Genomic DNA, 22,152 nt, shown 5'->3' on the forward strand with positions numbered 1-22,152 from the left:
GGCTCAGTCGATCAACCGCCCGTCCGCATCCCAGAACGGGTGCGGCCCGTCGAATTGCCCGCTGGCCACGGCATGGCTGACCAGTCGGCCGCCGTGCGGCAGGGCGTGCAGCATGAAGCCGGGCGGCTCCAGCGTCCAGGCCGATGCGGCGTCGGGCGCCAGGTCCAGGCAGACCTGGTGGGCGGGCGCGGGCGAGGTCATGGCCACCGTGCCGCCGAAGGAGACCTGGATGCTGCGGTGCAGGTGGCCGCAGATGACGCGCTGCACGTTGGGGTGGCGGCGCACCAGGTCTTCGAGTGCCTGGGCACCCTGCAGCAGGCCGATCTTGTCCATGTGGCCTATCAGGGTCTCGAAGGGCGGGTGGTGCATGGCGATCACCACGGGCCGGCCTTCGCTGGCGGTGAGTTGCAGCTCCAGCCATTGCAGGCGCTCCTCGCACAGCGCGCCCTCGCTGTGGCCGGGCACCACGGTGTCCAGCGCGATCAGCCGCAGATCGCCGATGTCCACGGCGTACTGGATGAAGCCTTCGCTGCGCAGCCAGGTGTGCTCGGGAAAGGCGGTGCGCAGCGCGTCGCGGTCATCGTGGTTGCCGGGCAGCAGGTAGATGGGAAGCTCGCCCAGCGGCGCCAGCAGGCTGCGCAGGTGGGCGTATTCGGCGGGCCGGCCGAAGTCGGTCAGGTCGCCGGTGATCACGACGGCGTGCGGCTGCTGCGGCAGAGCCAGCACGCTTTGCACCGTGCGCTCCAGGTATTGGGCGGTATCGATGCGGCGGTAGGTCAGGCGACCGGGTTCGCGGATGTGCAGGTCGGTGAGCTGGGCCAGGAAGGTGGTCATGGAGGGGCGCAGGGTTTCAGGCGTGGGCATGGTTGGGCATCCATTGGTGGGGGGCGATGCGCAAGGCCACGCGGTCGCCCGATTGCGCGGCGTGGTCGCGGGCCACGTCGGCCATCAGCGGCGTGTGGCCCGCCAGCTCCAGCGTGAGCTGCAGGCGGTCGCCCAGGAAGACGCGGCGCGTCACCGATGCCGGCACGCCGCCCGGCGTGCCGGCGGCGCAGACCTCGATGTCTTCAGGGCGCAGCAGCAGCCGGGCTGCGCCCGTGCATTCGGCCGGACAGGCCAGCTCCATGCCGGCCAGCGCCAGCCGGTTGCTGCGCGCATCGTCTTCGCTGCGTTCGACCTGGTTCACGCGCCCCAGGAAGGTGGCGACAAAGGGATGGGCCGGTCGGCGGTACAGGCTCTCACCGTCGCCCACCTGCAGGATGCGGCCTGCCTGCATGACGGCCATGCGGTCGGCAATGGCCATGGCCTCCTGCTGGTCGTGCGTGACGTGGACGGCGGTGATGCGCAGCTGGCGCAGCAGCTGGGCCAGCTCGTCGCGCAGGGTTTCCTTGAGTTTGGCGTCCAGCGCGGTCAGCGGCTCGTCCAGCAGCAGCACGCGCGGGCGCGATGCCACGGCGCGGGCCAGGGCCACGCGCTGGCGCTGGCCACCGGACAGTTCGGCCGGGCGCTTGTGCTCCAGGCCGTTCAGGCGCACCAGGTCCACCAGTTCGCCCACCACGCGGCGCTGCTCCTGCTCGGACACGCCGCGTATGCGCAGGCCGTAGGCTATGTTGGCCTGCACGCTCATCTGCGGGAACAGCGCGTAGTGCTGGAACACCATGCCCACCTGGCGCTTTTCTATGGGCACGCGGGTGACGTCGGTGTCGCCGAAGGCGATGCGGCTGCCCGCATCCGGCGTCTCCAGCCCCGCGATGATGCGCAGCAGCGTGGTCTTGCCGCAGCCCGAGGGGCCGAGCAGGGCCAGCACCTCGCCGGGCTCCACGCGCAGGTCGGTGGCCTGCAGGCCGCGCGTTCCGTCGGCATAGGTCTTGGCGCACTGCCGGATGTCGATGGCGACGCTGTTACTTTCCATAATGCTTCTCGATGAAATGCCCCAGCGCCTGCAGCAGCCACATCACGGGCAGGATGACGATGAGGAAGATGAGGGTGTAGGCCGAGCCCACCTCGATGCGCATGGACGCATAGCTGTCGGCCAGGCCCACGGGCAGGGTGCGCGTCAGCGGCGTGTGCAGCATCCAGGTCAGGTTGAACTCGCCCATGGACAGGGTGAACACCATCAGGCAGGCGGCCACGATGGCGGGCAGCACGGCAGGCACCAGCACGCCCAGGAAGCGCTGCGTGAACGAGGCGCCCAGGCTGCGCGCAGCCTCCTCCAGCGCCACCAGCTCCTGGCGGCGCAGGGCCGAGCCCACCATGCGCACCATGAAGGGCAGGGTGAACACCACATGGCCCACCAGGATGAAGGCAAAGCTCTGGCGGAAGGCGGCCACGCTGCCATAGGCCAGCAGCAGGGCCAGGGCGCTGGCCAGGCCCGGAATGGCCACGGGCAGCGTCAGCAGCTCCTCGAAATGCCGGGCCCAGGGCGAGCGGCTGCGCGCCAGCGCATAGGCGCAGGGCACGCCCAGCACCAAGGTCATGGCCACGCAGGCGCAGGCCAGCAGCAGCGACATCAGCACGGTATTGCCGTAGCCGGCCCAGACCTCGGCCAGCCAGCGCGTGGTCAATCCGCTGGACAGGCCCTGGCCGTAGTTCTGCACCAGCCCGGCCAGCACCGACAGCAGCATGGGCGCCAGCATGAACAGGGTGACGGTGGCCGTCACCAGCCACATCAGTGGTGGCATTTTTTGTGTGGTCCGCATGGTCAGATTCCCGAGGCAGCCGGACCGGCCCAGCGCCGCGACAGCCACAGCACCAGCCAGGTGATCAGCCCCAGGCTGATCGACAGGCTGGCGGCCAGGGCGAAGTTGGCGTAGTTGGTGAACTCGTTGTAGATGGTGATGGGCAGCACCTCGAACTTGCTCGACAGCGTGAAGGCCGTGCCGAAGGCCCCCACCGAGGTGGCGAACACGATGGCGCCGCAGGCCAGCGTGGTGGGCAGCAGCTGCGGCCACCACACATCGCGCGCCACGCGCCAGCCATTGCCGCCCAGCGAGCGCGCGGCCTCTTCCAGGTGCGGGTCCAGCGCCTCGGCCGCTGCCGTGTAGGAGGCAATGGCGCGCGGCAGCGAGAAGTACAGGTAGCCCAGAAACAGGCCCAGCAGCCCGTAGGCGAAGGTGATCCGCTCGCCGCCCAGGGCCACCGACAGGTCGGCCAGCGCGCCCTGGCGCCCGCCCAGCAGGATGATGAAAAAGCCGATGATCACGCCCGGAAACGACAGCGGCAGCGTCAGCAGCGACAGCAGCAGGCCGCGCCCCGTGAAGCGGTGGCGCGCCAGCGCAATGCCCATCACCGCGCCGATCAGCAGCGTGGCCAGGGTCACGGCCAGTGACAGGGCCAGCGTCTGCAGCAGGCTTTGCAGGTACAGCGCGTCGGTCAGCGTGGCGAAGTAGGTGCGCCAGCCTTCATGCGCCGGCAGCGCCAGCAGCAGGCCGGCCGGCAGCAGCCAGAACGCCGCGAAGAAGGCCACGGCCGGCGCGCTGCAGGCCAGCAGCAGCGCGCGGGCGCGCCAGTCGCCTGGCGCTTGGGAGGGAATGCCCACGATGCAGTCCGCCCGGCTCAACGCACTTCACGCAGGTAGCGCGTGGAGAAGCCCTTTTGCACATCCGCCATCTTCTGGTAGTCCACCGAGGTGGCGCGTGCGTACTCGCTGGCGGGCAGGAAATGGCCGGCCACCTCCTTGGGCAGGGCCACGTCGCGCACGGGGCGCAGGTAGGCGTTGGCCCAGATGGACTGGCCCTTGTCGGACAGCACATAGTCCAGCACCTTCTTGCCGTTGTCCGTGTGCGGCGCCTTGTTCACCAGGCTCATCACATAGGGCATGACCACGGTGCCTTCCTTGGGGATCACGAAGTCCACGTCGGCCTTGTCCTTGTAGCGGGCGCGGTAGGCGTTGAAGTCGTAGTCCAGCAGGATGCCGATCTCGCCCGACAGCAGGCGCGCATACGAGGTCTGCTTGGGCACGATGGGCTCGTTCTTCTGCAGCTTCTTGAAGTAGTCGATGGCGGGCTGGAAGTTGTCCAGCGTGCCGCCCATGGCCTGGTTCACGGCCACGGCGCCCACATAGCCCACGAAGGCCGAGGCCGGGTCCAGGTAGCCGACCAGGCCCTTGTACTCGGGCTTGAGCAGGTCTGCCCAGGACTGCGGCACGGGCTTGCCGCCCAGCGCCGCCTTGTTGACCATGAAGCCCAGCGTGCCCGAGTGGATGGTCACCCACTCGCCCTTGGGGTCCTTGAGGCCGGCGGGAATCTGGTCCCAGTTGGCGGGCTTGTAGGCGGCGACCACGCCGTCTTTCTGCGCCTGGATGGCGAAGGTCACGCCCAGGTAGGTCACATCGGCCACGGGGCTGGCCTTCTCGGCCACCAGCTGGGCCAGCGACTGGCCCGAGTTCTTGTTGTCGGGCGGCACGGTGATGCCGGTATCGGCCTTGATGGCCTTGATCTGCGTGCCCCAGTCGGCCCATTCGGGCGGGCAGTTGTAGCAGATGGCGCTCTGGGCCAGGGCCGTGCCGCAGACGGCGGTGGTGGCGGCCAGCAGGGCCAGGCGCTTGAAGGAGGGCTTGAAGGGAAGGGAAGTCAGTTTCATGGTGCGTACTCGAAGAGGTTGGGAGCGTGGGGAAGGGAAGGGCGCGGCCTTGGCTTGCGCGGGCCGCTGTTGTTGGTTTCAGAGCCGGCAGGTCTCTCCGCTGCGCCAGCCATGCGGCAGGCACAGGCTGTCTTGCGCGGCCAGGGTTTTCTTGTCCGCCAGCGCATCGCACAGCAGGCGCACGCAGGCCGAGCCGATCTCGTGGTTGGGCTGGGAAATCGAGGCCAGCGAAGGCGTGAGATCGCCCGCCATGGCAATCCCGTCAAAGCCGACCACGCTCAGGTCCGCAGGCACGCGGAACCCGGCCAGCGATGCCGCGCGGATGGTGCGTATCGCCAGCAGATCGTTGCTGCAGACAATGGACGTGGGCGGGGCCTGCTCGCTCAGGTGCTGCTGCAGCATCTGCACGGCGGTGGCGGCAAAGGGCACCTCCCAGACCGGCAGCGGCGCCAGGCCTGCGGCCTGCATGCCCAGCGCATAGCCACGGCAGCGCTGCTGGGCGCGGTCGGACGCCTGCAGCTGGCCCGTGACCATGCCGATGCGGCTGTGGCCTGCCGCAGCCAGGCGCAGCACCAGCTCCCTGACGGCGCCCGTGTTGTCCACGCCCACGCAGGCATGCTCATGGGTGTGGTGATAGGCCAGCACATAGGGCTTGCCGGCCTGGCGCACACGCGCCAGCGCCGCCGAATCGCCAGGGTTGGAGACCACCAGCACCAGCGCATCCACCCCGCTGGCCAGCAGCCGCGTGGTGGCCGCGTCTTCACCGGCGTGGTCGTATTCGGTGGTGCAGGGCGAAATCGCATAGCCGCGCAGCGCCGCCTGTGAGGCAATGCCCTGCAGGCACTCGGCAAACACCGGATTGGTGAGCGTGGGCAGCACCACGCCCAGCACCTTGCTGCTGCGCGTGCGCAGCGTGCGGGCGCTGGCATTGGCCACATAGCCCACTTCCTGCGCCACGCGCAGCACCGTGCTGCGCGTTTGCGCATTGACCACCTCCGGCGAATTGAAAACCCGCGAAACAGTGGCGACGGACAGGCCCGCGCGGCGTGCAACCTCGGTGATGCTCATGGATGTAAACGATTTCTTGAAAACGTTTACATTGCACCCGCTGCGCGTGACGGTGCGGTGACGGAGATTTGAAGCTTTTGTGGCAGCCAGGCGTTTGGCGGATTGGGGCCCTGGCCTTGGCCGCTTTCCAGGCTTGCTTCAATGCACCTTGCTGGCGCTGCAGCGAGGTTTTCCTTGCATGGGCCAAAAGAGAACCATGGGCTTCGCCATTCCGAGATGGGCTTTGCAAAGTAAGCTGCGATCAGGCCCAGCGTGCGTGGTCAGTAGCCACTGGAACAAGAGCGCAGCACTTCTGTTGGCACGCGATCCCTTCACTCCCTTGAGATGAATATGCGACCTCCTGAAAAGCTGTTGACCGATCTGTACTGGTCCTTCCAGGCGACCCTGCCTGGCAACGCACAGTTGATGGAAGTTGCGCTGCGCGAGTATCACGAAGACGTTGGATGCGACTTCAATGAAAAGGCGTTGCTGGCCCGCTTGCCGATTTCCAGCCTGAACATCATCTTCAAGTACGACCAACGAGGGATCACCGGTGAGTGGCTGAAGATCTCCGAAGTAGTGCAGATACGCCGCACAGCGGCGCCTACGCCATCAGAGCTGCTCCATGAACTGCATTTCGCGGTGGAAGACCGCCTGGCCGACCAGGATCACCATTTCTTTGAGGGTCTGTGGCTGTGCGATCCGAAAGGCGCCGATGGTTTGCCGGTCTATGAGCTTTGTCTTGGCAGTTGAGTTGCCCCGCTGCGCGTAGCGGCTGCCCGTGCGAACAAGCCCGGAGCCTACAGCTCCCCCTCAGGGCCAGGCATACGATTTGCAGCGATCGGAAACCGCATGCCGCCAGCGTGCGGGCGTCCGTCGCAAGAATCACAACTCCAAGCCTCCTATGTCTTCATTCGATACCCAACTGCTGCTCATCGCGCTGGCCAGCGTGCTGGTCCTGGTCGCGCTGATCGTCTCGCGCATCCGTCTTCATCCCCTGCTGGCGCTGCTGGTGGTTTCCATTGGCGTGGGCTTTGCCACCGGCATGGCGCCGGGCGAGATCGTCAAGAACCTCACCAACGGGGCCGGCAAGACGCTGGGCGCCGTGGGCGTGGTGATTGCCCTGGGCGCCATGCTGGGCAAGATCCTGGCGGACTCCGGCACCACCGAGCGGCTGGCCAGTGCCATCCTGCAGCGCACGTCTGAGCGCATGATTCCCTGGGCCATGACCCTGGTGGCCTTCGTGATCGGCATTCCCATGTTCTTCGAGGTGGGGCTGGTGGTCATGCTGCCGCTGATCTTCAGCGTGGCGCGCAAGCTGGAAAGCAATGAGCGCTTCAAGGGATCGGCCTATGTCTATGTGGGTGTGCCCGTGATCGCCGCGCTGGCCGCCATGCACGGCATGGTGCCGCCGCACCCCGGCCCGCTCACCGCCATCGCCACGCTGCACACCACGGTCGGCCCGACCATGCTGTACGGCTTTCTGGCCGTGATTCCCGCCATGGTGCTGGGTGGCCCGCTGTACGGCGCCTTCATCACGCCGCGCATGAGCACGCGCCCCGATGCAGCCCTGCTGGAGCAGTTCACATCAGGCAAGAAGGAAGGCGGGGAGGGCAGTGCGCCCAGCATCGGCATGGGCGTGCTGTGCGCCTTGCTGCCCGCGCTGCTGATGCTGGTGCATGCGCTGGCCGAGGTGCTGCTGCCCAAGGATTCGGGCCTGCTGCATGCGGCGGCCTTCCTGGGCAATCCGCTGGTGGCCATGCTGCTGGGCGTGGTGTTTGCCTCCATCACCCTCGGCTATCTGCGCGGCGCCGATGCCGAGAAGCTGCGCGACGCGCTGGGCCAGAGCCTCAAGCCCATCGCCGGCATCATGCTCATCATTGCGGGCGGCGGTGCCTTCCAGCAGATCCTGACCAGCGCCAAGGTGGGCGATGCCATCGTCCACATGACCCAGCAGTTCGCCCTGCCTCCGCTGGTGTTGGGCTGGATGATCGCCATGCTGCTGTCGGTGTCCACCGGCTCTGCCACCGTGGGCATCGTGGGCGCGGCGGGCCTGCTGGCGCCGCTGGCGGCCTCCGATCCTTCGCTGAACGTGCCGCTGCTGGCGCTGGCCATCGGCTGCGGCTCGCTGTTCTTCAACTACGCCAACCACGCGGGCTTCTGGATGGTGAAGGAGTCGTTCGGCATGAGCATGGGCGAGGCCACCAAGACGATTACCGTGGTCCAGTCCATCGTGTCCTTTGTGGGCCTGCTGATGGTGCTGCTGTTCAACCTGCTGCCCAAGCTGGGATAGGTGAAAGGCATGAGTGAAAGGCATGAGGCGGGCTGCCGGCGGCCGCTTCGATGCCGCGGCAACCACCAAGAGAGGGCACTACTTCCGGTTCGACTGCGAATTGCCCCAGTCGCGACAGGGAAAATGCCGTCCCGTACAGGTGCGGTACCCGGCGCCGCTTAAACGCGGGGCCGGCAATTCACCTATACTGATGGAGGTGCTGTCCTTGTTGTTCGCCTCCTCAGTGCCCGTCTGACACCTTCGCGGTCTCCGGGCTGCCGTTAGCCGCCCACTGTCACAAAGTCTGTGACGAGGTCCGCAACTGTCACTCTCAACGGCGAGCACCACGCGAATCCAACCCACCTCCCGGGTCCGCACTCTCCCTGCCACCTGCAGGGTCCTCTTTTCCCTTTTTCGATGCTCCGCTGCCTGCGTGCAGCGGTCATCCTGCGCTGGCCCAAGGCCGCAGCATGGTGCTGCACCAGCAACTTGCGGCGACGCAACCCTTTCAACATGTACTCACAGGAGTCCCATTGGCTAAAGAAGAACTGATCGAAATGCAAGGCCGGGTAGACGAAGTGCTGCCTGATTCCCGCTTCCGCGTAACGCTGGAAAACGGCCACCAGCTCATCGCCTATACCGGCGGAAAAATGCGCAAGCACCGCATCCGCGTGCTGGCCGGCGACAAGGTGACGCTTGAAATGTCGCCCTATGACCTGAACAAGGGTCGCCTCACGTTCCGCCACATCGAGCAACGCTCCGGCGCACCGGGCCCGCGTCCTCCGCAGCGCCGCTGAAGCCCGCCGGCCCGCTTCTGTTGCAGAGCGGGCATTCGGGGCGCAGGCAGGACCGGGCTCTGTGCCTGGTTGCCTGATCGGCAGCCCCAGTCAGCTTTCCAAGCAGCCCCGACGGCCCGACCGCCTGGAGGGCACCAGACGGATCAGGCGAGTCCGTCTGCTTATTTGGACATGGCGTCCTTGCCCATGGAATCCTTCTTCATTCCATCCTTGGACATGCCGTCCTTGTGCATGCCATCTTTGTGCATGCCGTCCTTGGACATCGAGTCCTTCTTCATCCCGTCCTTGGACATGGAGTCTTTCTTCATGCCGTCCTTGGCCATGGAGTCCTTCTTCATTCCATCCTTGGACATCGAATCCTTGGACATGGCTCCGTTGGACATGCCGTCCTTCGCCATCTCATCCGCAGCGAATGCCGTGGTGGCACCGGCCAGGGCGAGGCAGGTGGCGAGCAGGGTGGTGGTGAGCTTGGTCATTTGAGTCTTCCTTTGGATTAGCGGTTTGCGGGATTGCAAATCGGCCGGCTTTGGATGGGCCCGGCCTCGCACCTTCGTTGGCGGCCCAGCGGCTTGGAAGGCCGCTCAGCTGCCTCCGAACCAGTTGTAGCCCTGGTCTTCCCAGTAGCCGCCGGAGTAGGTGTTGGTGACGAACATGGCCTGGATGTGCTTCGGGTTCTTGTAGCCCAGCTTGGTGGGCATGCGCAGCTTCATCGGAAAGCCATATTTGGGCGGCAGGGGCTGCCCGTCGTAAGTCAATGCCATCAGCGTCTGCGGATGCAGGGCCGTGGCCATGTCGATGCTGGTGAAGTAGTCGTCAACGCACTTGAAGCCGACGTACTTGGCACTGGTGTCGGCGCCTATGTGGCGCAGGAAATCGGCAAAGCGCACGCCGCCCCAGCGGCCTATGGCGCTCCAGCCTTCCACGCAGATGTGGCGCGTGATCTGTTCGTCCTGCGGCATGGCGCGCAGCTCGGCCAGGGTCCAGGCATGGCGGTCGGCGACCATGCCGGTCACCTCCAGGCGCCAGCTGGCCTCGTCCACCTCGCGCACCTCGTCCTCGCCGTAGTAGGCATTGAAGGGGAAGGGGCGCGTGATCTCGGCTGCGGAATAGGTGGGCGCCAGCCGCGTGGGGCTGAAGAGCAGGCCCTGCATGCGGTCGTTGAAGCGCGATACCTGGCTGAGCGCGGCCTCGACGTGGCTGTCATCGCTGATGCTGCAGCCCGTGAGCAGGGACAGGCCGCCCAGCGTCAGCGAGCGTTGCAAAAAGGCGCGGCGTGCGGGCTGGTCCAGCTTGCGGGCGATCAGCGAGCGTGCCTCGCGCACCACGGCCGCGCCATCGACGCCGGGCAGGGAAGGGGCTTTGAGGATTTTCATGGGGACTTGGGCGCACGGCCGTGGATCATGGTCAGGAAGGTCCGGGGCACCAGGGCGACCATTGCCAGGTGCACGACCACGAAGGCCACCAGCGCGGACATGCCGAAGAAGTGCACGCGCCTTGCGGACTCATAGCCGCCCAGCAGCTCGCGCAGCAGCGGGAACTGCACCGACTTCCACAGCACCAGGCCCGACAGCACGATCACCACCAGGTCCAGCACCACGAACAGGTAGGCCAGCTTTTGCACATGGTTGTAGCGGGCCGGGTCGGCATGCGACAGCCGGCCCTTGAGGGCGGCCACCAGGTCCTGGCGCACGCCCTGCACGCTGACGGGAAAGAACTTGCGCAGCCACCGGCCGCTGGCGATGTTGAGCAGCAGGTACAGCAGTCCGTTGAACACCAGCAGCCACATGGCCGCGAAATGCCATTGCAGCGCCCCGCCTAGCCAGCCGCCCAGCGTGATCGAGCCCGGAAAGCTGAAATCAAAGAACGGCGCCGCGTTGTAGATGCGCCAGCCGCTGGTCACCAGGATGACCACGGCCAGCGCATTGAGCCAATGCGTGAGGCGCAGCCACAGCGGGTGGATGCGCTGGCCATCCTGGGGCTGTGCCGGTTGGGGGGTGGTGAGGGCGGTGTTCATGGGTCCCATTGTTGGAGGGACCCTGTAGCGGATGTATCACGCAAACTTCAATTAATCGTGATAACTCCCAAGGCCTGTTCAGCCCGCCTGGGCGCACCCGGCCAGATAGTCCACCAGCGTGCGCGCCGCAGGCGATAGCCGGCTGCCGTCCCTGAAGCAGATGGCGAACTGCCGCCGCGCCCAGGCATCGGTGAGCGGCACCATGTTCACGCCTTGCACACCTTGCCCGCCCTGACCGGAGCCCGCCATGCCCAGGATCTCCCTGGGCATGATGGCCACGCCCAGGCCGGCGCGCACGCAGCGGATCGTGGCGTCGAAGGAGCTGACCACGGCGCGGTAATTGAGGGGCCGGCCGATGATGGCCGCCGCCCGCGCCAGCATGGTGTAGACGGCCGTGGAGGCGGGCAGGCCCACATGCTCGCAATCCAGCGTTTCGCTGAAGCTGCAGCTGTCGCGCAAGGCCAGCGGGTGGCCGTCCGGCACGGCCACGGCCAGGGTGTCGCAGCGGTAGGGCAGGGTCTGCAGGCCCTCCAGATCGGCCGCGTTCCAGCACACGCCCACCAGGGCCAGGCCTTCGCGGATGGATCGGATGATTTCGCTGCTGGTCAGCTCCTCGATGTCCACGCGGATCTGCGCGTGCTCGGGCTTTTGCAGAAAGGCCGCAATGTCATCGGGCAGCGACTCGGCAATCGACGAGACCGAGGCCAGTATCCGCACCTGGCCCTTCACGCCATGCTGGTAGGCCGCCATGTCGCGGGCCGCGCGGTCGGCGCTGGCCAGCATGGCGCGTGCGTGCTCCAGCAGCATCAGCCCGGCTGCAGTGGGCACCACGCCCCGGCGGTGGCGCTCCAGCAGTGGGGCCTGCACCTGCTCTTCCAGCAGCGCCATGCGCTTGCTGATGGCCGATGAGCCGATGTGCTGCTGCTCGCCCGCGCGGGCGATGTTGCCCAGGTCGCAGGCCGCGACAAAGAGCCGCAGGGTGGTCAGGTCCAGGTCTTTCATGGCGGTTATGGATTTCCATTTGGGAAACTCTGAGGCGAAAAATTATCGCTTCTGCATGCTGGTGGGAATGTCTAAAGTGCCATTCAAGACAAACCACCCCACGCGAACCTTCCCATGCCAGAACCCATCCGTGCCCTGCAGTCCGCCGTCATCCGCGAGGTCGGCCTGCGCGATGGCCTGCAAAGCATCCAGACCGTGCTGTCCACCGAGCGCAAGAAGGAATGGATACGCGATGCCTACGCTGCCGGCCAGCGCGAGATCGAAGTCGGCTCCTTCGTCCCCGCGCGCCTGCTGCCCCAACTGGCCGACACGGCCGAACTGGTGGCCTATGCCCGAACGCTGCCGGGCCTGTTCGTCTCCGTGCTGGTGCCCAACATGCGTGGTGCCGAAAGCGCCCTTGCCAGCGGGGCCGACCTGATGCTGGTGCCGCTGTCGGCCAGCCATGCCCACAGCCTGGCCAACCTGCGCAAGACGCCCGATGAGGTCGTGGCCGAGGTGGCCCGCATGCGTGCCGCACGCGATGCCGCAGGTTCGAAGATGCTGATCGAAGGCGGCATTGGCACGGCCTTCGGCTGCACGCTGCAGGGCCGGGTGGAACCGGCCGAGGTGCTGCGCTGCATGCAGGCGCTGCTGGACGCGGGGGCCGACCGCGTCAGCATGGCCGACACCGTGGGCCATGGCGGGCCGGGCCGGGTGCAATCGCTGTTCGAGCAGGCGCGGCGCATTGCGGGCGAACGCTTTTGGTGCGGCCACTTCCACGACACGCGCGGCCTGGCGCTGGCCAATGTGCATGCGGCCCTGCAGACCGGCGTCACGCGCTTTGACGCCACGCTGGCCGGCATCGGTGGCTGCCCCCATGCGCCCGGCGCCAGCGGCAATGCCTCCACCGAAGACCTGGCCTTCATGCTGGACACCATGGACATCGACACGGGCCTGGACATCGAGGCCCTGCTGCGCCTGCGCGCCAAGGTGGCCGCCTGGCTGGACGGCGAAAGCCTGCACGGCGCGCTGTGGCGCGCGGGCCTGCCGCGCAGCGTCACCGCCGACGCAGCCCCTGCCGCTGCATGAACCCCTTACCTTCCCACGAGCACACCTGTATGGCCACCGAACCCCAGCTGCCGCTGTCCGGCATCCGCGTCATCGAATTCACCCACATGGTCATGGGCCCCACCTGCGGCATGATCCTGGCCGACCTGGGCGCCGAAGTCATCAAGGTCGAGCCGCCGGGTGGCGACAAAACGCGCACGCTGCCCGGCCTGGGCATCGGCTTTTTCCGCAGCTTCAACCGCAACAAGAAAAGCGTGGTGCTGGACATCACCACCGAAGCGGGCCGCGCCACCGCTGCCGAGCTGGCCGCTGGCAGCGACGTGGTGCTGGAGAACTTCCGCCCCGGCCTCATGCAGTCCCTGGGCCTGGACCACGCCACGCTGTCGCAGCGCGCGCCCGGTCTCATCTACGTCAGCCACAAGGGCTTTCTGCCCGGCCCCTACGAAAAGCGCCTGGCGCTGGACGAGGTGGTGCAGATGATGGGCGGCCTGTCGTACATGACCGGACCCGTGGGCCGGCCGCTGCGCGCGGGCACCAGCGTCAACGACATCATGGGCGGCATGTTCGGCGCCATCGGCGTGCTCGCCGCCCTGCGCGAGCGTGAGCGCACCGGGCGCGGCCAGGAGGTGCAAAGCGCGCTGTTCGAGAACTGCGTCTTCCTGTCCTCCCAGCACATGCAGCAGTATCTGATGACGGGAGAGGCACCGCCGCCCATGCCCTCGCGCGTATCGGCCTGGAGCGTCTACGACGTGTTCACTCTGGCCGGTGGCGAGCAGCTGTTCATCGGCGCCGTCAGCGACAAGCAGTTCGCCACCCTGTGCCGCGTGCTGGACCGCGCCGACCTGCTGCAGCGCCCCGAATACGCCGACAACGCCGCCCGCGTGGCCGTGCGCCCCCAACTGCTGGCCGAGCTGGGCTCCATCCTGGCCAGCCATGAATCGGCCCGGCTCGCGCCGCAGCTGGAGGCCGCAGGCATTCCCTACGCGCCCATCACTCGGCCCGAGCAACTGGTGGACGACCCGCACCTGCGCCAAAGCGGCGGCCTGGCTTCCATGCAGACCGAAGACGGCGGCCAGACCGACGTGGTGCTGCTGCCCCTGCTCATGAACGGCCACCGTCCCGGCGTGCGCATGCCGCTGGCCGGGATTGGCGAGCACACCGAAGAAATCCTCGGAGCCCTTGCATCACGGACCTGACAGCCAAACCCGGGCGCCGAAGGCAGCAGAAAAACACCCCGGCGCGCATGAGACAACACAAAAAGGAGACAACCCCATGCACTCGTCCCATCCCACCCGCCGCCGCACCCTGCTGGCCCTGGCTGGCGCATCGCTGGGGGCCGCTGCGCTGGGCGTGCGCGCCCAAAATGGCACGCCGCTGCGCGTCATCCTGCCCGTGGGGGCAGGCTCGGGCGCCGACACCATCGTGCGCTCGGCCCAGACTGCGCTGGTGCGCTCGCTGGGCGGCCAGCCCGTGGTCATAGAGAACCTGCCGGGTGCGGGCGGCATCACGGGAACGCAGATGCTGGTCAAGGCGCCGGCCGATGGCAACACCATCGCCTTCATCTCCAACAACCACGCCGTCAACCCCAGCGTGTTCAAGAAGCTGCCCTACGACAGCCTGGCCGACATCACGCCGCTGTCCATCGTCGGCGGCTCGCCCTTCGTGCTGGTCGTCCACCCCAAGGTGGCGGCGCGCAATGCGCGCGAACTGCAGGCGCTCATGAAGGCGCGGCCCGGCGACCTCAACTACGCCTCGTCCGGCAACGGCACCATCTTCCACCTCGCGGCCGAAGTCTTTCTGGACGCGGCCGGCACCACGGCGCGCCACATTCCCTACAAGGGCGTGGGCCAGATGGTGGTGGACCTGCTCAGCGGGCAGGTGGACTTCGGCGTGATCGCCGTGGGCACGGCGCAGGCGCACCTCAAATCCGGCGCGCTGCGTGCCATCGGCATCATGGGCCGCGAGCGCGTGGCATCGCTGCCCGATGTGCCCACCGTGGCAGAGCAGGGCTTTCCCGGCGTGGACATCGCCGGCTGGGTGGCCGCCATAGGCCCCAAGGGCATGCCGCCCGCCCAGGTGCGCCGCCTGCACGACGGCATCGCCACCGCCTTTGCCGACCCCGAGGTCAAGGCCGGCTTTGCACGGCGCGACGAATACACCGTGCTCAACAGCCCCGAGGCGGCAGCCCAGTTCCTGCGCTCCGAGCAGGAACGCTTTGCGCGCCTGGTCAAAAAAGCCAATGTCACGTTGGAGTAAGCGCATGGCCCTCTATCGTTATCGGAACAAGGCACCGCAGCTGCCCGCATCCGCCTATGTGGCGGCCGAGGCCACGCTCATCGGCGACGTCACACTGGGCGAGGGCGCCAGCCTCTGGCCCGGCGCCGTGGCGCGCGGCGACAACGAACCCGTGCGCATAGGCGAGGGCAGCAACGTGCAGGAAGGCGCCGTGCTGCATGCCGATCCCGGCTTCGCGCTCACCCTGGCTGCCCATGTCACCGTGGGCCACCAGGCCATGCTGCATGGCTGCAGCGTGGGGGAGGGCTCGCTCATCGGCATACAGGCCGTGGTGCTCAACGGTGCCGTCATCGGCGCGCACAGCCTGGTGGGTGCCGGCGCCATCGTCACCGAAGGCAAGCAGTTCCCTCCGCGCTCGCTGATTCTTGGCGCCCCCGCCAAGCTGGTGCGTACGCTCAGTGACGAAGAAGTCGCGGGCCTGCTGCAAAGCGCCGCCAGCTACGTGGAGCGTGCAATGTCCTTTCGCCAGGAGCTGCAGCGCATTGACTGATTCCCTGAACCCGCTGACCGACGCCGTGCGCATGCCCGCCGCAGCGCTGCAAGCCTGGGCTGCTGGCGTGCTCCAGGCCTTTGATGTGAGCGCATGCCACGCGCAGGCCACCGCCCAGGCACTGGTGCGCACCAGCCTGCGCGGCGTGGACACGCATGGCGTGGCAAGACTGCCGCCCTATGTGCAGCGCATCCGCGAAGGCACCATCCATACACGGGCCAAGCCCAGCCTGCAGGAGCGCAACGGCCTGCTGCGCTGCCATGGCGACCATGCCCTGGGCCAGCCCGTGCTGGAGCTGGCGCTGCAAGCCTGCCTGGACAGGGCCGCAAGCCAGGCCGTGGTGGCCTGCCACATCGAGGCCTGCGGCCACCTCGGCGCCCTGGGCGTGTTGCTGCTGCCCGCCGTGGAACAGGGCTGCATGGCCCTGCTGTGCCAGCGCACGCCGTCCATCATGGCCATGCCCGGTGCCACGCGGCCTGCGCTGGGCAACAACCCCATCGCCTTCGCCGCGCCCGTGGCCGGACGGCCGCCACTGGTCTTCGACATGGCCCTGAGCGCGGTCGCACGCGGCGCTGTCCTGGCTGCCGCCCGCGACGGCCATGCGCAAATCCCGCCGCATTGGGCGCTGGACGAACACGGCCATCCCACCACCGATCCCCACGCCGCACTGCAGGGCGCCATGCAGCCCATGGCCGGCCACAAGGGCCTGGGCCTGGCCATGGTGGTCGAATGCCTGGCGGGCGCGCTGGGCGGCGGCCTGTTCCAGCCCGCTGTACCCGGATCGGCGGAAGGTTCCGCCGCCAACGCCTGCGCCTTTCTGCTGGTCATCAACCCAGCCCTGGCCGCACCGTCACCCCAGGGATTTGACAACTACATGGCCAACTGGATCACCGGCCTGCTCGCGGCCCAGGGCACCCAAGGCCGCTATCCCGGACTGCGCCAGCATGAATGCGAGCTCCAGCGCCGCGCCGAAGGCATCCCTCTGTCGTCTGCGCTGATCAATGAGTTGCAGGCGCTGGCACGGCTCAGCGGGGTGGCGCTGGCGTTGTGAGCGACGGATCCGCAGCCGATTGGCCGGACGACATCGCCGCCTCCAGCCCGCTTCTCGGGAAGACCGGGCTGTAGTTCACCTGGATCTCGGAGAGCTTGTCATTCACCCGCGTCGTCATGAAATAGCGCGGCATGCCGAATCCCACTTTCATCACCAGACCGCGAAGCTCGGAGAGGGCTCCGACCTTCACATCGGGATCGACCAGCACGGCAATGCGTGCCGTGCTTTTGGCATCGGGGGCTGCGGTCAGCTTCTTGGAGAGTGTGTTTCTCAACTGAGCCGGACTGACCCGCTGGCCATCCAGGCTGTACGGCCGATCATTGCCGCTTGCCGCATGCATTTCGATCACGGTCAGATCTGCAGCAAGAGCGGGTGGGCCGAGCAGGGCGGCCAGCAGCAGGAATCTTGTTGATTTCATGGTTCTGTTGTGCGATGCAGAGCTTGTTGACTCACTCGCTCTGTGAGCTTGTACCAGCTCGTCCCCACTTCTCCCAATTTCCCCCCAGATTGGTCGCAAGAATTCCTTGGCAACTCCAGGAAAAGACCATGATTGATTTCTCGCAAACCAACGCTTCACGCATTCGCCCGGCCCTTGTGCTGGCTGTGGCGGCCTTCGCGGCGGCCTGCAGCCATGCGCAGGGCCACGGGGGGCACGGCAATCCGCCGTCGCCGCCGCCCGAGGCCTATACGGCCTGCCAGGGCAAGGCCGAGGGCGACAGCGTGACGCTGACCATGCCCGATGGCAAGACGCTGGCCGGCACCTGCCGCAGCCTGAACGGGCAACTGGTGGCCATGCCGGCCGGCGGGCCCGGCGCAGGCGGGCCGCCGCCCCATCCGCAGCAGTGATCGCGTGGCCCGGCGGGCCACGCCGCCGGGCTGTCTGCAACCCCACGGGCCTGCGCACAGGCCCTCATGAAAAGCCATCCCCATGAACCACTCTCACGATGCCCATGATCTTGCCCATGACCTGGGCCTTCAGCACGATCTGCAAGTCATGGCGCGCCGCCTGCTCGACCGGCGCCGCATGCTGGGCCTGATGGCCTCTGGCGGCGCTGCAGCGCTTCTGTCCGCCTGTGGCGGCGGCGGTGATTCCAGTGATTCGACAGGAACCGGCACGGGCACCGGAACCGGGACAGGAACGGGCACCGACACGGGTACGGGCACAGGTACGGGCACGGGGACTGGAACCACGACCGGCACCTGCATGGTCGATCCCACGGAAACCGAGGGCCCTTACCCCGCCGACGGCTCCAACGGCTCGCGCGGCAGCCTGGTCAATGTGCTGTCGCAAAGCGGCGTGGTGCGCAGCGACCTGCGCAGCAGCTTTGGCGGCATGAGCGGCACGGCTGCGGGCCTGCCGCTGACGCTCAAGATCACCCTGGTCAACGTCAGCACCAACTGCAGCCCGCTGGAAGGCTATGCCATCTACCTGTGGCATTGCACCCGCGAGGGCGAGTATTCGCTGTACTCCACCGACCTGCTCAACCAGAACTTCCTGCGCGGCGTGCAGGCGACGGACAGCAATGGCGAATGCACCTTTGTGACCATCTTCCCGGGCTGCTATGACGGGCGTTGGCCGCACATGCACTTCGAGGTGTTCCGCAGCCTCAACACGGCCGGCAGCTACACCAACAAGCTGCTGACCTCGCAGATGGCCATGCCCAAGGACGTGGCCAGCGCCGTCTATGCCGGTGTCAGCGGCTACAGCGCCAGCGTCTCCAACCTGTCGCGGGTCAGCGTGACATCGGACAATGTCTTCGGCGACAACACCAGCGAGCAGATCGCCTGGCAGACGCCCACCTTCACCGGAGACACCACCAATGGCCACACCGCCACGATATCCATCGGCATTGCCGTCTGACGCAGCAACTGAATGAGCCTCCGCCTCCCACGCCTGAAGCTGCAGCACAAGGCCTTCTTCGCCCTGGCCGTGCTGCTGGTGGCCCTGCTGCTGGTGTTTCTCGGTTTCTCGCGCCTGGGGCTGCAGCGGGGCCTGGGGCCCTACATGGCCGAGGTGGAGCTGACCGGCATGGACGGGCTGGCCGAGCGGCTGGTCCAGCACCATGAGCAAAACGGCGGCTGGGATGCTGCGCGCGCCAACCCCGGTTTCTGGCGCGACATGGTGCGCCCGGGCGCAGGCATGGGCCGGGGCTTTCCTGCGGGCGAGCCCGGGCCACGGCCCCCCATGCCTACGCCCATGCCCATGCCGGAGCCGAGGCCTGGTTTTGAGGGAAGCCACGGTCCGGGGCCGGGCCCGGAGTTTCCCCCGCCACCTGGGCCGGAAGGCGGAGAGCCTGCCGATCGATCAGATCGATCAGAGCGCTCCGACCGTACAGACCGCCCAGACCGCCCTGGCCCGCCGCCAGACCGCCCGTTTGGCGGCCCGTGGGCGCGCGTGGGCCTGCTGGATGCCCAGGGCCAGCTCATCTCCGGCATGGCGCCGCAGCCCGGTGCGGCGCACCGCGTTCTGCGCGCCGCCAATGGGCAGGCCATTGGCGAGATCGTGCTGTCCCCCGTGCAGACCGGGCAGGGCATGCAGCGCGACCTGGACCGCGCCTTCCTCGCGCAGCAGATGGGTTTTGTGGCCTGGACCGGGCTGGCCGGCCTGCTGCTGGCGCTGCTGCTGTCGGCCTGGCTCACGCGGCGCTGGCTGGAGCCGCTGACCGCCTTTGTCGATGGCCTGCGCGGCATTGCGGCCGGGCGGCTGGACACGCGCGTGGCCATCAAGGGCGATGCGGAACTGGCCCGCCTTGCGGAAACCTTCAACGACATGGCCGTGCAGCTGGCCACCATGGAGGCCTCGCGCCAGCGCTGGCTGGCCGACGTGGCGCATGAGCTGCGCACGCCCCTGTCCACCATGCGCGCCGAGGTCGAGGCCGTGCAGGACGCCGTGCTGCCCATGGACGACCGCATGGCACTGCGCCTGCACCGGCAGATCATGCGGCTGATACGGCTGGTCAGCGACTTGCGCGTGAGCCTGGACGACCCGCAGGCCCTGCACGGCTCGGGCCATGTGCCCGTGCATGTGCTGACCCTGCTGGGCGAGGCGCTGGACGGCGCGCGGCCGGGCTTCGAGCAGGTGGGCATCTGCCTGGACCGCTCCACCGTGGACCAGCTGGCCGCGCGCATTCCGCCGCCGCTGGTGCAGGGCGACCCGCACCGGCTGCACCAGGTGTTTGCCAACCTGCTGGAAAACAGCCTGCGCTACACGGCTGCGGGCGGGCGGCTGCAGGTGTCTGCCGAAATCGTCCAGATGCAGGACCGCAGCATGCTGCAGCTGCGCTGGGACGACACGGCTCCCGGCGTGGCCAGCCAGCACCTGCCGCGCCTGTTCGACCGCCTCTATCGCGTGGACGCCTCCCGCGTGCGCGACGGCGACGGCCTGGGCGGCTCCGGCCTGGGGCTGGCCATCTGCCGCACCATCGTGCAGGCCCATGGTGGCAGCATCGAGGCCGCTGCCTCGCCACTGGGCGGCCTGCGCATCACGCTGTGGCTGCCCTTGCTGGAAAATCCCGCGCCATGAAGCCTGCCCACATCCTCCTGGTCGAAGACGAGACCGACATGGCCGCCATCGTCATCGACTACCTGCGCCATGCCGGCTACGAAGTCGAGCACATCCGCCACGGGCGCGAGGCGCTGGACCGCATGCTGCGCTCCCCGCCCGACCTCACCGTGCTGGACATCATGCTGCCGGGGCTGGACGGCCTGGACATCCTGCGCCAGTTCCGCCCCCACAGCGCCAGCCCCGTCATCCTGCTCACCGCGCGTGTCGAGGAAATGGACCGCCTGCTGGGCCTGGAGCTGGGCGCGGACGACTACATCTGCAAACCCTTCGCCCCGCGCGAAGTCGTGGCCCGCGTCAAGGCCGTGCTGCGCCGCAGTGCCGGCCCCGGCCCCGCGCAGCAACGCCTGACGCTGCTGCCCGAGCAGGGCCGCGCCATGCTCAACGGCAGCGTGCTGCCGCTGACCAAGCGGGAGCTGACCTTGCTGCAGGCCCTGATGCGTCAGCCCGGCCGCCTGTACTCCCGCGCGCAGCTGCTGGAGCTGGCCTGCGCCGACACGCTGGACGTGAACGAGCGCGCCATCGACAGCCACATCAAGAACCTGCGCAAGAAACTCAAGGCGGCGGACGACCGCCATGAGTGGATTCGCTCCGTCTATGGCGTGGGCTTTGCGTTCGAGCCCGATGGCGGTTCCGACACGCGGGCGCAGTGAAGGCCAGGCGAGGGCAGGGCGCAGCCCCTACCTCGACTCGTCGAGGTGCTCCATGAACGTGGTGCCCGTGTAGCGGGAGCGGAACAGGCCGGCCTCCACCAGGCGCGGCACCAACTGCTCCAGCACGCAATGCAGGGACTCGACGGAGCCGCCGGGCGCGGCCAGAAAGCCGTCGATGGCGCCGGCGGCGCTCCACTGGGTGATCTGCGCCACGGCATCGTCCACCGTGCCGACCACCTGCCAGTGCGCGGCGGAGAGGATTTCCGGCCGCTGCAGCAGCTCGTCGATGCGCAATGACTCGCGTTCCATCAGGCGCCTGAGCAGGCCCGCATGCGTGCGGCTGGACGGGGTTGCCACGGGCGGCGGAAGGTCGGCTGCGGTGATAGGCCGGTCTGCGGGCCAGTCCGTCAGGTCCAGGCCGACCATGGCCTTGATCGATGCCAGCTTGCGGTCCCTGTCCACCCGGCCGTGCGTCTGCTGGAACATCTCCCGGGCCTGCTCGCGGGTGTCGGCCAGGTACAGGCTCAGGCCGGGCAGCAGGCGCACATCCCGCGCCTGGCGGCCATGGCGCTGGGCGCGCTGAGACAGGTCCTGGCGCAGTTCCAGCGCCGCGTCCAGGTCCGGCGTGGGCGCGAAAACAATGTCTGCCACCGATGCGGCAAAGTCGCGCCCGGTGCTGGACGCGCCCGCCTGCACCAGCGGAATGCGCGGGCCGCCGAACTCCGGCAGGTTCAGCGGGCCGCGCACCTTCAGGTGCGGTCCCTCGTGGTCTATGGGGTGGACCAGCGAGGCATCGGCGTAGCGGCCGCTGTCCCGGTCGATCTTCAAGGCCTCGTTGGGGAAGCTGGCCCACAGCCGGCGCACCACGTCGGTGAACTCTGCGGCCCGCGCATAGCGTTCATCGGCATCGGGCATGGCCTGCAGCCCGAAATTCTCGTGGCCCTGCAGGGCCGTGACGATGTTCCACCCGGCGCGGCCGTTGCTGATCCAGTGCAGCGACTGCAGCTGGCGCGCCACCGCATAGGGCGGGAAAAACGTGGTCGATACCGTGGACACCAGGCCGATGCGCGAGGTCTCGCGTGCCAGCGCTGCCATCAGCACCGTGGGGTCCAGGCTGGCGAAGCCCGCGCCCGTCTCCAGCGCCTCCATGGGCAGAAAGCTCACGTCGGGGCGGAAGACGAAGTCCAGGTGCGCGGCCTCGGCGCGCCGGGCCAGGTCCAGGGCGAAGTCGCTGGAGTACAGCCCTTCGATATTGCTGCCGGGCCGCCGCCAGGCGTCGCCGCTCAGCCAGGTGGGGGCCAGCGAAAGGCCGATGTGCAGGGGTTTGCGGGTTGTCATGTC

24 protein-coding genes are annotated in these 22,152 nt (G+C 67.8%); 12 read left to right on the top strand and 12 right to left on the bottom strand.

Annotation, left to right across the window (positions count from 1 at the left end):
* Positions 1-3: 3 nt before the first annotated feature.
* The 6 genes from CLV01_RS14720 to CLV01_RS14745 form a co-directional block, all read right to left on the bottom strand.
* The gene (locus CLV01_RS14720; RefSeq protein WP_099733980.1) at positions 4-864 is read right to left on the bottom strand and encodes a phosphodiesterase; all 861 of its coding nucleotides are present in this window, start codon (positions 862-864) and stop codon (positions 4-6) included.
* Entirely contained in the window at positions 851-1,912 is a 1,062-nt protein-coding gene (locus CLV01_RS14725; protein ID WP_099733979.1) for an ABC transporter ATP-binding protein, read from the bottom strand. Before CLV01_RS14725 ends, CLV01_RS14720 begins: the two co-directional genes overlap by 14 nt.
* Positions 1,902-2,699 (bottom strand): ABC transporter permease, encoded by a 798-nt coding sequence (locus CLV01_RS14730; RefSeq protein ID WP_180288396.1) that lies wholly within the window; start codon positions 2,697-2,699, stop codon positions 1,902-1,904. Before CLV01_RS14730 ends, CLV01_RS14725 begins: the two co-directional genes overlap by 11 nt.
* Before the next feature lie 2 nt (positions 2,700-2,701).
* Positions 2,702-3,559: an ABC transporter permease gene (locus CLV01_RS14735; protein ID WP_099733978.1), complete on the bottom strand. Its 858-nt coding sequence runs from the start codon at positions 3,557-3,559 to the stop codon at positions 2,702-2,704.
* Complete coding sequence (locus CLV01_RS14740; protein ID WP_099733977.1) at positions 3,556-4,581, bottom strand: ABC transporter substrate-binding protein; 1,026 nt, start codon at positions 4,579-4,581, stop codon at positions 3,556-3,558. The genes CLV01_RS14735 and CLV01_RS14740 overlap by 4 nt, the downstream gene beginning before the upstream one ends.
* Positions 4,582-4,659: 78 nt before the next feature.
* A complete protein-coding gene (locus tag CLV01_RS14745) occupies positions 4,660-5,649 on the bottom strand; it encodes a LacI family DNA-binding transcriptional regulator (protein WP_099733976.1) in 990 nt (329 codons plus the stop codon).
* A gap of 324 nt (positions 5,650-5,973) precedes the next feature.
* On the opposite strand from CLV01_RS14745, the gene CLV01_RS14750 reads away from it, so the two are divergent.
* The 3 genes from CLV01_RS14750 to infA all read left to right on the top strand — a co-directional run bounded on the left by CLV01_RS14750 (position 5,974) and on the right by infA (position 8,697).
* Positions 5,974-6,381 carry a hypothetical protein gene (locus tag CLV01_RS14750; RefSeq protein WP_099735299.1) on the top strand — a complete coding sequence of 136 codons (408 nt, stop codon included), beginning with the start codon at positions 5,974-5,976 and terminating at the stop codon, positions 6,379-6,381.
* A gap of 151 nt (positions 6,382-6,532) precedes the next feature.
* Complete coding sequence (locus tag CLV01_RS14755) at positions 6,533-7,921, top strand: GntP family permease (RefSeq protein WP_016453662.1); 1,389 nt, start codon at positions 6,533-6,535, stop codon at positions 7,919-7,921.
* Between the two features lie 512 nt (positions 7,922-8,433).
* Positions 8,434-8,697, top strand: a complete 264-nt coding sequence (gene infA / locus CLV01_RS14760) for a translation initiation factor IF-1 (protein ID WP_012204971.1) — start codon at positions 8,434-8,436, stop codon at positions 8,695-8,697.
* Between the two features lie 161 nt (positions 8,698-8,858).
* On the opposite strand, the gene CLV01_RS14765 is transcribed toward infA, so the two are convergent.
* The 4 genes from CLV01_RS14765 to CLV01_RS14780 form a co-directional block, all read right to left on the bottom strand.
* Positions 8,859-9,173, bottom strand: a complete 315-nt coding sequence (locus CLV01_RS14765; RefSeq protein ID WP_012204972.1) for a pentapeptide MXKDX repeat protein — start codon at positions 9,171-9,173, stop codon at positions 8,859-8,861.
* Between the two features lie 105 nt (positions 9,174-9,278).
* Positions 9,279-10,070 carry a molybdopterin-dependent oxidoreductase gene (locus CLV01_RS14770; RefSeq protein ID WP_099733974.1) on the bottom strand — a complete coding sequence of 264 codons (792 nt, stop codon included), beginning with the start codon at positions 10,068-10,070 and terminating at the stop codon, positions 9,279-9,281.
* The gene (locus CLV01_RS14775) at positions 10,067-10,720 is read right to left on the bottom strand and encodes a cytochrome b/b6 domain-containing protein (protein ID WP_099733973.1); all 654 of its coding nucleotides are present in this window, start codon (positions 10,718-10,720) and stop codon (positions 10,067-10,069) included. Before CLV01_RS14775 ends, CLV01_RS14770 begins: the two co-directional genes overlap by 4 nt.
* Before the next feature lie 69 nt (positions 10,721-10,789).
* On the bottom strand, positions 10,790-11,713 hold the full coding sequence (locus tag CLV01_RS14780; protein WP_099733972.1) for a LysR family transcriptional regulator: 924 nt from the start codon (positions 11,711-11,713) through the stop codon (positions 10,790-10,792).
* Between the two features lie 114 nt (positions 11,714-11,827).
* On the opposite strand from CLV01_RS14780, the gene CLV01_RS14785 reads away from it, so the two are divergent.
* The 5 genes from CLV01_RS14785 (at position 11,828) to CLV01_RS14805 (ending at position 16,596) form a co-directional block, all read left to right on the top strand.
* Positions 11,828-12,781: a hydroxymethylglutaryl-CoA lyase gene (locus CLV01_RS14785; protein ID WP_099733971.1), complete on the top strand. Its 954-nt coding sequence runs from the start codon at positions 11,828-11,830 to the stop codon at positions 12,779-12,781.
* A gap of 29 nt (positions 12,782-12,810) precedes the next feature.
* The gene (locus CLV01_RS14790; protein ID WP_373681052.1) at positions 12,811-13,956 is read left to right on the top strand and encodes a CaiB/BaiF CoA transferase family protein; all 1,146 of its coding nucleotides are present in this window, start codon (positions 12,811-12,813) and stop codon (positions 13,954-13,956) included.
* A 76-nt stretch (positions 13,957-14,032) separates the two neighbouring features.
* Complete coding sequence (locus CLV01_RS14795; protein WP_099733969.1) at positions 14,033-15,016, top strand: tripartite tricarboxylate transporter substrate binding protein; 984 nt, start codon at positions 14,033-14,035, stop codon at positions 15,014-15,016.
* 4 nt (positions 15,017-15,020) lie between these two features.
* Positions 15,021-15,545 (top strand): gamma carbonic anhydrase family protein, encoded by a 525-nt coding sequence (locus CLV01_RS14800; RefSeq protein ID WP_065347208.1) that lies wholly within the window; start codon positions 15,021-15,023, stop codon positions 15,543-15,545.
* A complete protein-coding gene (locus CLV01_RS14805; RefSeq protein ID WP_257221304.1) occupies positions 15,538-16,596 on the top strand; it encodes an Ldh family oxidoreductase in 1,059 nt (352 codons plus the stop codon). Before CLV01_RS14800 ends, CLV01_RS14805 begins: the two co-directional genes overlap by 8 nt.
* Here the strand turns inward: CLV01_RS14805 and CLV01_RS14810 are convergent.
* Positions 16,571-17,014, bottom strand: a complete 444-nt coding sequence (locus CLV01_RS14810) for a hypothetical protein (RefSeq protein WP_099733968.1) — start codon at positions 17,012-17,014, stop codon at positions 16,571-16,573. The two genes, CLV01_RS14805 and CLV01_RS14810, sit on opposite strands and share 26 nt — an antisense overlap.
* Positions 17,015-17,142: 128 nt before the next feature.
* On the opposite strand from CLV01_RS14810, the gene CLV01_RS14815 reads away from it, so the two are divergent.
* From CLV01_RS14815 to CLV01_RS14830, 4 genes are all read left to right on the top strand, one after another.
* On the top strand, positions 17,143-17,442 hold the full coding sequence (locus CLV01_RS14815; protein ID WP_016448111.1) for a hypothetical protein: 300 nt from the start codon (positions 17,143-17,145) through the stop codon (positions 17,440-17,442).
* A gap of 82 nt (positions 17,443-17,524) precedes the next feature.
* Complete coding sequence (locus CLV01_RS14820; RefSeq protein WP_099733967.1) at positions 17,525-18,457, top strand: dioxygenase family protein; 933 nt, start codon at positions 17,525-17,527, stop codon at positions 18,455-18,457.
* A 12-nt stretch (positions 18,458-18,469) separates the two neighbouring features.
* Positions 18,470-20,119 (top strand): ATP-binding protein, encoded by a 1,650-nt coding sequence (locus CLV01_RS14825; RefSeq protein ID WP_099733966.1) that lies wholly within the window; start codon positions 18,470-18,472, stop codon positions 20,117-20,119.
* Entirely contained in the window at positions 20,116-20,811 is a 696-nt protein-coding gene (locus tag CLV01_RS14830) for a response regulator (RefSeq protein ID WP_099733965.1), read from the top strand. Before CLV01_RS14825 ends, CLV01_RS14830 begins: the two co-directional genes overlap by 4 nt.
* Before the next feature lie 27 nt (positions 20,812-20,838).
* Here CLV01_RS14830 and CLV01_RS14835 read toward each other — a convergent pair whose 3' ends face one another.
* Positions 20,839-22,149: an NtaA/DmoA family FMN-dependent monooxygenase gene (locus CLV01_RS14835; RefSeq protein ID WP_071955271.1), complete on the bottom strand. Its 1,311-nt coding sequence runs from the start codon at positions 22,147-22,149 to the stop codon at positions 20,839-20,841.
* Between the last annotated feature and the right edge of the window lie 3 nt (positions 22,150-22,152).

It is taken from the genome of Delftia sp. 60 (genome assembly GCF_002754395.1).
In the GTDB taxonomy this organism is placed as follows: Bacteria; Pseudomonadota; Gammaproteobacteria; order Burkholderiales; family Burkholderiaceae_C; genus Comamonas; species Comamonas acidovorans.